The following is a 13994-nucleotide window of genomic DNA, read 5'->3' as shown; positions in this document are numbered from 1 at the left end:
TTTGCGCACACGGTCAGCGCCGGCCCTCATGCCGCGAGCAGCTGCCGCAGCACGTAAGGCAGGATGCCGCCGTTGCGGTAGTAGTCCACCTCGATCGGCGTGTCGACGCGCAGGATCACCGTGACTTCCTGGTGCGTGCCATCGGCACGGGTAATGTGCAGTTTGGCTTCGCTTTGCGGCTTGAGTTCGGGGTGCGGAATCACCTCGACGGTTTCTGAACCGACGAGCTTGAGCGTCTCCCACGACTCACCCGGCAAAAACTGCAGCGGCAGCACGCCCATGCCGACCAGGTTGCTGCGGTGAATCCGCTCGAAACTGCGCGCCACCACCGCCTTGATACCCAGCAGCTGCGTGCCCTTGGCGGCCCAGTCGCGCGACGAGCCCGTGCCGTATTCCTCGCCGGCAAAAATCACCGTCGGCGTGTTTTCTGCGATGTATTTCATGGCGGCATCGTAAATCGGCATTTTTTCGATCACGCTGTCCGGCGTATGGTGACCGGGGTGGAACAGCGTGACGCCGCCCTCCTCGCGCGAGCCGTCTTTGTCGGCAGGAATCATCAGGTTCTTGATGCGCACGTTGGCAAAGGTGCCGCGCATCATCACGTCATGGTTGCCTCGGCGCGAACCGTAACTGTTGAAGTCGGCCTTTTGCACGCCGTGGGCTTGCAGCCACCGCCCGGCGGGCGAACTGCCTTTGATCGAGCCGGCCGGCGAAATGTGGTCGGTGGTGATCGAGTCGCCAAACAGCGCCATGATGCGCGCGCCCGTTACAGAAAACTCATTGTTTTGGCCTGTAGCGCCCGTCCCGCCTGCGGAGGTTGCTTTCATTTCCATAGCAAAGTCGGCAAAGAACGGCGGCTCGGCAATGTAGGTGCTGGCCGGCCAGGTGTAGGCGTTGCCGGTCACGCCATGGATACCCGCCCAGAGCTGGCCCGGCTCGGTCTTGACCTTCGCGTAGTTGGCGCGGAAGGCTTCACCATTCATGGCGAACTTCATCAGCGCCTGGATTTCATCGCTGGACGGCCACACGTCGCGCAGGAACACTTCCTTGCCGTCCGTGCCCTTGCCCAGCGGCTCGGTGGTCAGGTCGCGCAGCACCGAGCCGGCCAGCGCGTAGGCCACGACCAGCGGCGGGCTGGCCAGGAAGTTGGCCTTGATGTTGGGATGGATGCGCGCCTCGAAATTGCGGTTGCCCGACAGCACGGCGGCGCACACCAGGTCGCTGTCGTTGATGGCCTCGTTCAGCTCGGCCGTCAGGTCGCCCGAGTTGCCGATGCAGGTGGTGCAACCGTAGCCGACCAGGTCAAAACCGAGCTGCTCCAGATACGGCAACAACCCGGTTTCGGTCAGGTACTCGGTCACGATGCGCGAGCCCGGTGCCAGCGAGGTCTTGATGTGCGGCTGAACGCACAGGCCTGCCTCGACCGCTTTCTTGGCCAGCAGACCGGCAGCCAGCAGCACGCTGGGGTTGGAGGTGTTGGTGCAGCTGGTGATGGCGGCAATCAGCACGTCGCCGTTGCCCACGGTCAGCCCCCTTGAGGCTGCCTGCGTCGCCGGTGTGCCAACGCTGGCCACCTGGCCGCCCTGCTCATGCGCCATCGCCAGCGTCGGGCGGTTGGCCTCCATTTCCACCACCGAGCGCTCGGCACCCATGGGGGTGGGTGGCGCACCGGGCAGCGTTTCGGCACGCTCCGCGTCGGGGTGCCGCACCAGATGGCGCGTGTTGAGCGTGCTGGCGGGCTGGTTGAAACCGTTTTCCGCATTCGATTTGCTGTAGAGCGAACAGAACTGACTGGCGACGTTACCCAACTCGATGCGGTCCTGCGGCCGTTTCGGGCCGGCCAGGCTGGGCGTGACCTCATCAAGGTTCAGCCTGACAACCTGGGAATAGTCGATCTCACCGGCGGCGGCCACGCCGAACAGGCCTTGCGCCCGAAAGTAAGCCTCGAAGGCTTCGATTTCCTCTTCAGTGCGGCCAGTGCCCCGGAAGTAGTCGATCGTCTTTTCATCGACCGGAAAGAAACCCATGGTGGCGCCGTATTCGGGCGCCATGTTGCCAATGGTGGCGCGGTCGGGCAAGGCCAGGCTGCGGGTGCCTTCGCCAAAAAATTCGACAAACTTGCCGACGACCTTTTCACGGCGCAGGGTTTCGGTCACGCGCAGCACCAGGTCGGTGGCGGTGACACCCTCGCGCAGCTGGCCGGTCAGCTCCATGCCGACCACGTCAGGCGTCAGCAAATACACCGGCTGGCCGAGCATGGCAGCTTCGGCCTCGATGCCGCCCACGCCCCAACCCACCACGCCGATGCCGTTGATCATGGTGGTGTGGCTGTCGGTGCCGACCAGCGTGTCGGGGTAATACACCGCATCGGCGTCATCGCCGCTTTTATGCACACCACGCGCCAGGAACTCGAGGTTGACCTGGTGCACGATGCCAAAGCCCGGCGGCACGACGCCGAAGGTGTCGAATGCCTGCATGCCCCATTTCATGAATTCGTAGCGTTCCTGGTTACGCTGGAATTCAAGCTTCATGTTCAGGTCGATGGCATCCTTGGTGCCGAAATAATCGACCATGATCGAATGGTCGACCACCAAATCGACCGGTACCAAAGGCTCGATGGCCTTCGGATCCTTGCCCAGACGGGCGGCGACGCTGCGCATGGCGGCCAGGTCGGCCAGCAGCGGCACGCCGGTGAAGTCCTGCAGCACCACGCGCGACACGACAAACGGGATTTCGGCGGTGCGCTCGGCCTGCGGCGCCCAGTGGGCGAGTTGCTCGACATGTTCGGCCGTGACTTTCTTGCCGTCGCAGTTGCGCAGCACCGATTCCAGCACGATGCGCACCGACACCGGCAGGCGCTTGACGCTGGGGTATTGTTCGGCCAGTGCCGGCAGGGAATAGAACTTTCCAGCCTTGCCGGAAGCCGGCTGGAAGGTCTTCAACGTAGAGGCAAAGGCATGCGCAGCCTTCGAAGAAGGGCTAGCGTGGGTAGGCGCATTGGCCATGGCAGTCTCCTTTTGGGTAAATCATCAAGCCACATTCTGGCAGGCAGCGGGCCAATCAGGAATAGGAAAGCCGAACGACCTGATGCAGCGCAAGCGCTTTGCAGTTGGTGGCTTCGACAATGGCCACATGACGCGCAAGAAACCCGAATTGCTCTCGCCGCCCTCCGGCTCGCTCGACAAAATGCGCGCCGCCCAAGACCTTGGTGCCGATGCGGTGTATGCCGGCCAGCCACGCTATTCGCTGCGGGCGCGCAACAATGAGTTGCGACTGGAACAGCTCCAGACAGGAATTCATGAAGCCCATGCGCGCGGCAGGAAACTTTTTGCCTGCGGGCAGGTCGTTCAACCCGGCGTTGATCAATCGGTTGGAAGGCCCGGCCACCCGCGGCTGCAACAGCGGTTTCCTGGAACGCCAACCGGCGCAGAATACGCAAAACTATTGCACCGGCATCTCTGAAATTCGCCTCAGCCCGTTTTCCGGCGAAGTCAGGCCCATACGCGAAAACTGGGCCGAGGTGAAAACCAGGAAACTTTCCAGGTCGGCAACCGGCTCGAAGTGATTCATCCGGATGGCAACCGGGTTGCGCCATCACACACATGGAAAACGCGACGGTGACGCTGTCAGGGTGGCTTCAGGCAGCCCTGTGCGGGTGTGCATTCCGCTTGAAGAGGCGGCTGATGAGGCGCTACTGGACCACCTGATCGATCCCGTCAGCAAACTGTCACAGCCAACGTGCAACTAGGCTGAAATTTTTTTAACAGCAGCCAATCCATAAGGGGCCGGCGCCAATGCCTGTTTTTAATATGAAATTCAGCCGGGTGTGATGCAGCATTGGCCTCGGGCTGAAATCCGCTCATGCCTGCCGCCGTGCTTGTCGGTAAGTACCGACAGCCAGGCAAGCCAGCGGCTGATTCGTGTTTGGCAGGCCCCGGCCTAAAGTCAATGAACAATTCAACCACTTCACGGAGACTTCATGAGCACCACGACAACAGAGCACCAGAAACTTTGGGATCTGATCAAGGACATCAAGTTCGGCATGTTCACGCACCGCCATGAAAACGGCATGATGCACAGCCAGCCGCTGACGACCCAGAACAAGAACATGGACGAAGGCAATCGGCTGTACTTCTTTGTCTCCCGTAGTGGAGAGATCGCCAGGCATGTGGTGCAGGATGACAACGTGAATGTCTCCTATGCCGACACCGGTGACGACAGTTATGTTTCGGTGTCGGGCAAGGCGCTGATCGTCGAAGACATGGGCAAGAAAGAAGCGCTGTGGACGCCGATGGCCAAGGCCTGGTTCCCAGGCGGTCCGACCGACCCGGACGTTGCGCTGCTGGAAGTCCTCATCAGCCATGCCGAGTACTGGGATGTGAAAGAAAGCAAGATGGTCCAGGTGGCCAAAATGCTGACGGCTGCCGTCACCGGAACCCCCCCTGAAAAGATGGGCGATCACAAGGAATTGCGGATGTAATTCCGGCGTTCGATGAAAAGGAGCCACAAGGCCCGCAAAAAAGCCCCGCGGCTAAAAACAGCGGGGCTTTTTCAATGAAGCAAGCCGGGCAGCCTGTCACCGGCTATTGCGAAGCCAGGCTTAAACTGGCAGCGCGTCCTTGACCGTGTCGGCCATGTCGGTGTAATCCTTGACCTGGTCGAAGTTCAGGTACTGGTACACCTTGTCGCTGGCAGCCGTCAGCACCTGCATGTCGGCCATGTATTCGGCCTTGGTCGGAATCCGGCCCAGCTTGGAGCAGATCGCAGCCAGTTCCGCGGAACCCAGGTACACGTTGGAGTTCTTGCCCAGACGGTTTGGAAAGTTGCGCGTCGAGGTCGAGAACACGGTGGCACCCTCTTTCACCTGCGCCTGGTTGCCCATGCACAGTGAGCAGCCGGGCATTTCCATGCGGGCGCCGGCAGAACCGAGCACGCCGTAATGGCCCTCTTCGCTCAGCTGCTTGGCGTCCATCTTGGTCGGCGGCGCCATCCACAGCTTGACCGGAATGTCGCGCTTGCCTTCAAGCAGCTTGGACGCGGCACGGAAATGGCCGATGTTGGTCATGCAGCTGCCGATGAACACTTCGTCGATGACGCTTCCGGCGACATCGCTCAGGGTTTTCACATCGTCCGGATCGTTCGGGCAGGCCACGATGGGCTCGTGGATGTCGGCCAGGTCGATCTCGATGACGGCGGCGTATTCGGCGTCGGCATCGCCCTTGAGCAGCTGCGGGTCGGCCAGCCACTTTTCCATCGCGGCAATGCGGCGCTTGATGGTGCGCACATCCGAGTAGCCGGTGGCAATCATCCACTTCAGCATGGTGATGTTGCTGGTGATGTACTCGATGATCGGCTCCTTGTTCAGGTGCACCGTGCAGCCGCCGGCAGAACGCTCGGCCGACGCATCGCTGAGTTCGAACGCCTGCTCGACCTTCAGGTCGGGCAAGCCTTCGATTTCCAGAATGCGGCCCGAGAAAATGTTGACCTTGCCCTGCTTGGCCACGGTCAGCAAGCCGGCCTTGATGGCGTACAGCGGAATCGCGTTCACCAAGTCGCGCAGCGTGATGCCGGGCTGCATCTCGCCTTTGAAGCGAACCAGCACCGACTCGGGCATGTCCAGCGGCATGACGCCGGTGGCCGCGCCAAAAGCGACCAGGCCGGAGCCGGCCGGGAAGCTGATGCCGATCGGGAAACGCGTGTGGCTGTCGCCCCCAGTGCCGACGGTGTCGGGCAGCAGCATGCGGTTGAGCCAGCTGTGGATGATGCCGTCGCCCGGACGCAGCGGAATGCCGCCCCGGTCGCTCATGAAGTCTGGCAACTCATGGTGCATCTTCACATCGACCGGCTTGGGGTAGGCAGCGGTGTGGCAGAACGATTGCATGACCAGATCGGCGGAAAACCCCAGGCAGGCCAGGTCTTTCAACTCGTCGCGCGTCATCGGGCCGGTGGTGTCCTGCGAGCCGACCGAGGTCATTTTCGGTTCGCAATAGGTGCCGGGACGAACGCCCTGGCCTTCCGGCAGGCCGACCGCGCGACCGACCATCTTTTGCGCCAGCGTGAAGCCGCGTTCGGTGGCTTCAGGGTTTTGCGGCAGGCGGAACAGCGTGGACACGGGCAGGCCCAGCGCAAAGCGCGCCTTGGCGGTCAGGCCACGGCCGACGATCAGCGGAATGCGGCCGCCGGCGCGCACTTCGTCAAACAGCACCTCGCTTTTGAGCTTGAACTCGGCAATCACTTCGCCGTTCTTCAGCGCCTTGCCGTCGTAAGGCCGCAGTTCGATCACGTCGCCCATGGCCATCTGGCTCACGTCGAGTTCGATCGGCAGCGCGCCGGAGTCTTCCATCGTGTTGTAGAAAATCGGGGCAATCTTGCTGCCCAGGCAGACGCCGCCAAAGCGCTTGTTCGGCACGAACGGAATGTCCTGGCCGGTGAACCACAGCACCGAGTTGGTGGCGGACTTGCGGGAAGAACCGGTTCCGACGACGTCGCCGACGTAAGCGACCAAGTTGCCTTTGGCCTTGAGTTCTTCGATGAACCTGACCGGACCGCGCTTGCCGTCTTCTTCAGGGATGACGCCGGGACGGGCATTTTTGTGCATCGCCAGCGCATGCAGCGGAATGTCGGGGCGGCTCCAGGCGTCGGGCGCGGGCGACAGGTCGTCGGTGTTGATCTCGCCGGCGACCTTGAACACGGTCAACTGGATCGACTGCGGCACTTCGGGACGGCTGGTGAACCATTCGGCATCAGCCCAGCTTTGCAACACGGCTTTGGCGTAGGTGTTGCCTTTTTCGGCTTTTTCCTGCACGTCATGGAACTGGTCGAACATCAGCAGTGTGGTTTTCAGGCCGCTGGCAGCCTGGGCGGCCACGCTGTCTTCGACGTCGTCCAGCAATGCAATCATCGGGCTGATGTTGTAGCCGCCCAGCATGGTGCCCAGCAGTTGCGTGGCTTTTCCACGCGACAGCACGGAACATGTTTCAGTGCCGTGTGCCACGGCGGCGAGGTAACTGGCCTTGACCTTGGCAGCGGCATCGACACCGGCCGGAACGCGGTGGGTGATCAGGTCCAGCAGGAAGGCTTCTTCGCCTGCGGGCGGGTTCTTCAGCAGTTCGATGACCTCGCCGGTCTGCTGGGCCGACAAAGGCAGCGGTGGAATGCCCAGGACGGCACGTTCGGCAACATGGTTACGGTAGGTTTGCAGGAACTCGGTTGACATGGCTGCCCTCTAATTGAAGTTATTGGAAATCGTGGTGACCAAGAAAACGACGTTTACTTGGCAGGGACCGGATTGGCAACCACCGGAGGTGGTGCATCCAGAATGCTGGCGGGCGGGTTCAGCTTGAGGTTCTGGGCCACTACCAGTTGCGCCGGGCTGGTGCATTCATCGGCCAGGCGGATGCCCTGTTTCTGGCTCATCAACATGGACTTGTTGGCCAGTTGCAGCCAGACAGCGCCGGCCTTCTGGTCTTCCAGGCGAATGGCGCCGGTAGACGTGGCCACCGGAAACATCCGGTAGCTGAAGTTCTTGCCCTGCAGGTCGAAATACCCCGGATTCTTGACATCGGCGGTCAGCGTGACCGAGGCGCCCAGCTCGCACGGCATCTTGCCCACCTGCACTTGCTCTGCAATTGCCAGCTCTGCTGGCGTCATGGCGGCCTCGGCGGCCTGCATACCCGCCGCCACGTTGACTGCGGCGCTTTTGAGGTTGGTACGGCTGGCGGTGACCCCCGGCTTTTCAGCCTTCTTTTTGGCCGCAGGCTTGTCGGCCTTGGCAGCAGCGGCCTTGACGGCTGCAGATTTCGTCGCCTTGGTCTTGTCAACCGCCTCCCTGTCAGATTTCTTTGCAGTTTCGGCGTGCGCGATGGGCGCAGCGCACAGCAAGAAAGCGGCAGCCAGAGCGGCTGCAAGCGTAGTGATGGATTGGGTTTTCATGTGATATCTTGTCAGTGGATTGGCGCTCATGCAAGAGCGTGCGTAAAGTAAGTTTGGGTATCAGCCGGCAGTGCGCTTCCGGTCCGGTGCGCCCGCTCCAGCACCTGCCAGAAGTAGCGATAACTCGCGCGGTCGTGCAATTTACCGTCAAAACTGATGGGTGCCCAATCAACACGGACGCCAGCAGCTATTATTTTTGAAGCATCTTCAATTTCAGCTTCGCTAGGGGAAAAAGCCGCCAGGATAGAGCGTATTTGATTTGGATGAATGCTCCACATGCGGGTATAGCCCAGCTCACGTGACGCACGTTGCACGGCGAGTGTCATGGCTGAGGCATCGTTGAACTCCGTCACCACGCAATGCGAAGGCACCTTGCCGTAGGCATGGCATGCGGAAGCGATTTCGAGCTTCGCGCGCACCACCAGCGGATGGGCGAACTGGCCCTGGCTGCTCATGGCATCGGCGGGAATGGCACCACCATGACTTGAGACAAAGTCCATCAGGCCAAAGCTGAGCGACTGAACCCGGGGATGCGCGGCAATGTCAAAGGCGTTGCGGACGGCCAGAGGGGATTCGATCAGTACATGCAGGGGCAAGTGCCCGGCTGATGCAGCCCGCAGCGCCTGTTCAGCCCTGATCACGTCGTCGATGGACTCGACCTTGGGAATCATGATGTGTGAAAGTTGGTGCGCAAGCTTTCCGGCAACGACAGACATGTCGGACTCGAATGCCGGGTGATCGACAGCATGCACACGAACGGCAACGCGGGCCTTGTCGCTGGCCAGTGCCGCCAGCGAAACCACCATGGCAGCATGGTCATCTTCGCCGCCAACCGGCGCGCCGTCTTCGCAGTCCAGCGTTACGTCAAACACGCAGGCGCCGAACTCATCGATCATTTCAGCCTGCAATTGCAGACTTTTGCGCATCCGTGCCTCTACGCCGCTGTAGTGGTCACAAACCGGCAAAAAAGCGGTTGCCGCCTGGGCGCCGAGAAGAACTTCGCGCGGATGTTTCATTGAATAAACTCGGTCCTGGGATCTGTCGCGAGTGGCTCGGGCGCCGGGCGCGCTTCACAAGCTCGCTGCCCACGTCCCCCGATTCGCCTGCAGACTGTTAAAGAAGGTGCGCGACGCCGGCTTGCTCGCCTTGCAACTCTTCCAGGGTCTTGTTGATGCGTTCCCGGCTGAATGCGTCAATTTCCAGGCCTTCGACAATCTTGTATTCGCCGTTTTCACAGGTCACCGGGAAGCCGAACATTGTGTCCTTTGGAATGCCGTACTGGCCATCGGATGCAATGCCCATCGTGACCCACTTGCCGTTGGTGCCCAGCGCCCAGTCGCGCATGTGGTCAATGGCGGCGTTGGCGGCCGATGCAGCCGAAGAAGAACCGCGCGCTTCAATGATGGCAGCGCCGCGCTTGCCGACGGTCGGCAGGAAAACGTTGGCATTCCATTCCTGGTCGTTGATCATCTGGGCAACGCTCTCGCTATTGATGGTCGCAAAGCGGTAGTCGGCGTACATGGTGGGCGAGTGGTTGCCCCAAACCGTCAATTTCTCGATGTCGGCCACGGCCTTGCCGGTCTTGGCAGCGATCTGGCTGGCAGCCCGGTTGTGGTCCAGGCGCAGCATGGCAGTGAAGTTCTTGCGTGGCAAGTCGGGCGCGCTCTTCATGGCAATGTAGGCATTGGTGTTGGCGGGGTTGCCGACCACCAGCACGCGAACGTTGCGGCTGGCGACGGCATTGAGTGCCTTGCCTTGTGCGGTGAAAATCGCGCCATTGACAGCCAGCAGTTCGGCGCGCTCCATGCCCGGGCCGCGCGGACGCGAGCCGACCAGCAAGGCATAGTCGGCGTCCTTAAAGGCCGTCATCGGATCGCTGTGCGCGGTCATCTCGACGAGCAGCGGAAACGCGCAGTCGTCAATTTCCATCATCACGCCCTTAAGCGCTTTTTGCGGGCCATCGACCGGAACTTCGAGCAATTGCAAAATCACTGGCTGGTCCTTGCCAAGCATTTCCCCCGAGGCAATGCGAAACAGCAGCGCGTAACCGATTTGACCGGCAGCACCGGTAACTGCAACACGGACGGGTTTTTTGCTCATGATTGACAACTCCAGGAAGGTTAAAAAATTATTGAACAGGATGTGACACAAGGTTTGCGTCGCAATTTCAAGCTTTGCCGGACCGTGAAAGCACCGTCTTTTCGTACATGACCAGCAAAGAGAGTCCGCGCGATGCAAAACCGAGGATTTTACGCTTGAAAATTGCGGCAGGTCAACTTGTCTTATGTCTTATATAAGATATGATCCAGACATGATTTCGTGTCCGGGTCAAGCACTGCGCCCCATCATCCCAGGCCGCTGCGCAAATCTGCTGTATGACAAATACCAATTCTTTGATACCCGATTCCTCCCTGGCAGCCGTCGAGCAGGAGGCAGTCGCGCCCGCCGGACAGACGCCGGCATTCAGCCCGCTGTACCAGCAGATCAAGGTGCTGATCCTCAAGGGACTTCAGGCGGCTGAATGGAAACCGGGCGAACTGATTCCCAGCGAGATGGAACTGGCTGCGCGATTTCGCGTCAGCCAGGGAACCGTTCGAAAAGCCATTGATGAACTTGCCGCCGAAAACCTGGTGATCCGTCGTCAGGGCAAGGGGACCTTCGTGGCCACGCACGCCGAGCAGCAGGTGCAATACCGATTCCTTCGGCTGATGCCCGACACCGGCGATATCAGCAACGAAGGTCCGGCGGAACGGCAGATCGTTGACTGCAAGCGGCTTCGGGCCACGGCTGACATCGCCCGCCCCCTGGCCTTGCGGACCGGCGATGCCGTGCTTCAGCTGCGCCGGGTGCTGGCATTCCAGGGCACACCCACGATTGTCGAAGACGTCTGGCTGCCGGGCGGCCCCTTCAAGGGATTGACCGCCAGCCGGCTGGCGGTTTACGGGGGCCCGATGTATGCATTATTCGAAACCGAGTTTGGCGTACACATGGTGCGCGCCGAAGAAAAAATTCGTGCCGTTGCAGCCGATGCCGTGGCAGCCGGGCTGCTGGACGTAAAGCAGGGCGAGCCGCTATTGAGCGTTGAACGCGTCGCTTATACCTACAACGACATCCCGATGGAACTGCGCCGGGGCTTGTACCGAACCGACACCCATCATTACAAAAACGTGCTTAGTTGACGGCATCACCCCAAACCGGCAAAGCTTTGTGAATAAATTTGTTGCATTGCAATAGAATTAAAATGTTTGACCGCCGGTCATGTCCCGTTGAGTTACCAACCGGTTACCACCAAGAAAGCCCAAAAAAATGACAGAGCTGGCATCCACTCCGCGCCCCAAGCGGCCAGAGTTCCGCAACATCAATGCCTTTACTGACCTGCCGAACTACCGATTGCCGCTGGCTGGCATTGTTTCCATTCTGCACCGTGTCAGCGGCGCCATCATGTTCCTGCTGATGCCTTTCATCATCTGGATGTTCGACACTTCCATTTCTTCAGACATTTCATTCGACCGTTTCAAGACCGCCTTCAATGCGGGCATGCTGGGCTTGCCAGGCGTTATCTGGAAACTGGTGGCGCTGGCACTGATCTGGGCGTACTTGCACCATTTTCTGGCAGGCATTAGGCATTTGTGGATGGACAGCAGTCATGAAGCTGTCAGCAAGACTTTCGGCAGGCAGTCAGCCGCTTTCACGCTCGTCGTGAGCATTGGCCTTACGCTGGTGCTGGGCGCAAAGCTGTTCGGCCTCTACTAGCAATCAAAAAGCCTGCAGGGGTCTTCTTCAAAAACAGCGCAAGCGCTGCGTCCAACTGAACTAGGAAAGAAAAACATGTCTGTCAATTACGGCTCGAAGCGCATCGTTGTCGGCGCTCATTACGGTACCCGAGACTGGCTAAGCCAGCGCATCACGGCGGCCCTGATGGCCATTTTCACGATATTGCTGCTGGGTCAGGTCATTTTTAGCAAGGGTCCCATCGGCTACGACCAGTGGGCCGGGATCTTTTCGCCCCAATGGATGAAGGTACTGACCTTTGCCGTCATCATTGCCCTGCTTCAGCATGTCTGGGTCGGCATGCGTGATATCTGGATGGATTACATCAAGCCGGTCGGCCTGCGCTTGCTGCTGCAGGTGTTTACCATCTTCTGGCTTGTCGCTTGTGCGGGCTGGGGTGTCCAAGTGCTGTGGCGCCTTTGATGCGACATCTCTTCCCTAAAGTCAATGCTGGCATTTTCCAGCTTTCAAGATTTATAAAAACATGACTGCTACCTCCAAACTTCCCAAGCGCAAATTTGACGTCGTCATCGTGGGTGCTGGCGGCTCCGGCATGCGCGCCTCCCTGCAATTGGCCCGTGCCGGCCTGAATGTCGCCGTACTTTCCAAAGTATTCCCGACCCGCTCGCACACCGTGGCAGCGCAAGGCGGCATTGGCGCATCGCTGGGCAACATGTCCGAAGACAACTGGCATTACCATTTTTATGACACGGTCAAGGGTTCCGACTGGCTCGGTGACCAGGACGCTATCGAATACATGTGCCGCGAAGCCCCCAAGGTTGTGTATGACCTTGAACACATGGGCATGCCATTCGACCGCAACCCCGATGGCACGATTTACCAGCGTCCCTTTGGTGGCCACACTGCCAATTATGGTGAAAAGCCGGTGCAACGCGCCTGCGCAGCAGCCGACCGTACCGGCCACGCCATGCTGCACACGCTCTATCAGCAAAACGTTAAGGAAATGACCAGTTTCTTCGTTGAATGGATGGCGCTTGACCTGATCCGGGATGCCGCTGGCGACGTGGTCGGCGTGACCGCCCTGGAAATGGAAACCGGCGACGTGCACATCTTCGAAGCCAAGACCACCCTGCTGGCCACGGGTGGCGCAGGCCGCATCTTTGCTGCTTCGACCAACGCCTTTATCAACACCGGCGACGGCCTGGGCATGGCAGCACGCGCCGGCATTCCGCTGGAAGACATGGAATTCTGGCAGTTCCACCCGACGGGTGTGGCCGGAGCTGGCGTGCTTCTGACCGAAGGCTGCCGTGGCGAAGGTGCCATTCTGCGCAACTGCAACGGCGAGCGTTTCATGGAGCGCTATGCCCCGACGCTCAAGGACCTGGCGCCGCGCGACTTCGTTTCCCGCTCGATGGACCAGGAAATCAAGGAAGGCCGAGGCTGCGGACCCAACAAGGATTACATCCTGCTGGACATGACGCACCTGGGCGTTGACGCCATCATGAAGCGCCTGCCTTCGGTGTTTGAAATTGGCCACAACTTTGCCAATGTCGACATTACCAAGGAAGCCATTCCCGTCGTTCCTACCATCCACTACCAGATGGGCGGCATTCCGACCAACATCCATGGCCAGGTAGTCACCCAAAACGCCGACAACCAGAGCGAAGTCGTCAACGGTTTGTATGCTGTCGGTGAATGCTCTTGTGTAAGCGTGCATGGCGCAAACCGCCTGGGCACCAACTCGCTGCTCGACCTTCTGGTGTTCGGCCGCGCTGCTGGCAACCATATTGTCGAATTCAACAACAGCACATCCCACAAGGAACTGCCGCTTGATGCTGCCGACAAGACACTGGCACGTATTGCACGCCTTGACAATGCGACCGAGGGCGAGTATGCCCAGGACGTGGCCAACGACCTGCGCGCCGCAATGCAGCAGCATGCCGGAGTTTTCCGCACCCAGGCCGTCATGAACGAAGGCGTGACCAAGATCGCCGCTCTGCGCGACCGCGTCAACAAGATCGGCCTCAAGGACAAGTCGAAGATCTTCAATACCGCGCGTATCGAAGCACTGGAAGTCGAAAACCTGATCGAAGCCGCTCAGGCCACCATCGTTTCGGCCGCCGCACGCAAGGAAAGCCGTGGCGCACATTCAGTGGATGACTTTGGCGACACGCCAGAACATCCGAACGGCCGCAATGACACTGACTGGCACAAGCACACCCTCTGGTTCAGCGAAACCAACAGCCTTGCCTACAAGCCGGTGCAGATGAAGCCGTTGACGGTGGCATCCGTGGAATTGAAAACGCGCACGTTCTAAACGACAGCCTGCC

The 13994-nt window shown here is 60.0% G+C and carries 10 protein-coding genes and 1 pseudogene; 6 read left to right on the top strand and 5 right to left on the bottom strand.

What is annotated here, in order from left to right; translation table 11 throughout:
• Positions 1-26: 26 nt before the first annotated feature.
• Complete coding sequence (locus IWX85_RS11315; protein ID WP_196869791.1) at positions 27-3005, bottom strand: aconitate hydratase; 2979 nt, start codon at positions 3003-3005, stop codon at positions 27-29.
• A gap of 127 nt (positions 3006-3132) precedes the next feature.
• On the opposite strand from IWX85_RS11315, the pseudogene IWX85_RS20960 reads away from it, so the two are divergent.
• Together IWX85_RS20960 and IWX85_RS11305 are read left to right on the top strand one after the other, a co-directional pair.
• Positions 3133-3348, top strand: a pseudogene (locus tag IWX85_RS20960) (U32 family peptidase); the annotation flags it as partial.
• Positions 3349-3979: 631 nt separating this feature from the next.
• The gene (locus IWX85_RS11305; RefSeq protein WP_196869790.1) at positions 3980-4480 is read left to right on the top strand and encodes a pyridoxamine 5'-phosphate oxidase family protein; all 501 of its coding nucleotides are present in this window, start codon (positions 3980-3982) and stop codon (positions 4478-4480) included.
• 120 nt (positions 4481-4600) lie between these two features.
• Here IWX85_RS11305 and acnB read toward each other — a convergent pair whose 3' ends face one another.
• The 4 genes from acnB to IWX85_RS11285 form a co-directional block, all read right to left on the bottom strand.
• Positions 4601-7216, bottom strand: a complete 2616-nt coding sequence (gene acnB / locus IWX85_RS11300; protein ID WP_196869789.1) for a bifunctional aconitate hydratase 2/2-methylisocitrate dehydratase — start codon at positions 7214-7216, stop codon at positions 4601-4603.
• Between the two features lie 53 nt (positions 7217-7269).
• Positions 7270-7932 (bottom strand): hypothetical protein, encoded by a 663-nt coding sequence (locus tag IWX85_RS11295; RefSeq protein WP_196869788.1) that lies wholly within the window; start codon positions 7930-7932, stop codon positions 7270-7272.
• Positions 7933-7958: 26 nt separating this feature from the next.
• Positions 7959-8948 carry a CoA ester lyase gene (locus tag IWX85_RS11290; protein WP_036804862.1) on the bottom strand — a complete coding sequence of 330 codons (990 nt, stop codon included), beginning with the start codon at positions 8946-8948 and terminating at the stop codon, positions 7959-7961.
• Between the two features lie 97 nt (positions 8949-9045).
• Positions 9046-10032 carry a malate dehydrogenase gene (locus IWX85_RS11285; protein ID WP_196869787.1) on the bottom strand — a complete coding sequence of 329 codons (987 nt, stop codon included), beginning with the start codon at positions 10030-10032 and terminating at the stop codon, positions 9046-9048.
• Positions 10033-10307: 275 nt separating this feature from the next.
• Here IWX85_RS11285 and IWX85_RS11280 point away from each other — a divergent pair, with 275 nt between their 5' ends.
• The 4 genes from IWX85_RS11280 to sdhA all read left to right on the top strand — a co-directional run bounded on the left by IWX85_RS11280 (position 10308) and on the right by sdhA (position 13981).
• Positions 10308-11111 (top strand): GntR family transcriptional regulator, encoded by an 804-nt coding sequence (locus IWX85_RS11280; protein ID WP_036804865.1) that lies wholly within the window; start codon positions 10308-10310, stop codon positions 11109-11111.
• A gap of 127 nt (positions 11112-11238) precedes the next feature.
• Positions 11239-11685 (top strand): succinate dehydrogenase, cytochrome b556 subunit, encoded by a 447-nt coding sequence (sdhC, locus tag IWX85_RS11275; protein ID WP_036804867.1) that lies wholly within the window; start codon positions 11239-11241, stop codon positions 11683-11685.
• Positions 11686-11760: 75 nt separating this feature from the next.
• Positions 11761-12126 (top strand): succinate dehydrogenase, hydrophobic membrane anchor protein, encoded by a 366-nt coding sequence (gene sdhD / locus IWX85_RS11270; protein WP_036804868.1) that lies wholly within the window; start codon positions 11761-11763, stop codon positions 12124-12126.
• Between the two features lie 61 nt (positions 12127-12187).
• Positions 12188-13981 carry a succinate dehydrogenase flavoprotein subunit gene (sdhA, locus tag IWX85_RS11265; protein WP_036804870.1) on the top strand — a complete coding sequence of 598 codons (1794 nt, stop codon included), beginning with the start codon at positions 12188-12190 and terminating at the stop codon, positions 13979-13981.
• The last annotated feature ends 13 nt before the right edge of the window (positions 13982-13994 follow it).

It is taken from the genome of Polaromonas sp. CG_9.11, from assembly GCF_015752225.1.
In the GTDB taxonomy this organism is placed as follows: domain Bacteria; phylum Pseudomonadota; class Gammaproteobacteria; order Burkholderiales; family Burkholderiaceae_C; genus Polaromonas.
The sequence above is the reverse complement of the archived record's forward strand: the minus strand, read 5'-3'. Positions and strand labels throughout refer to the sequence as shown.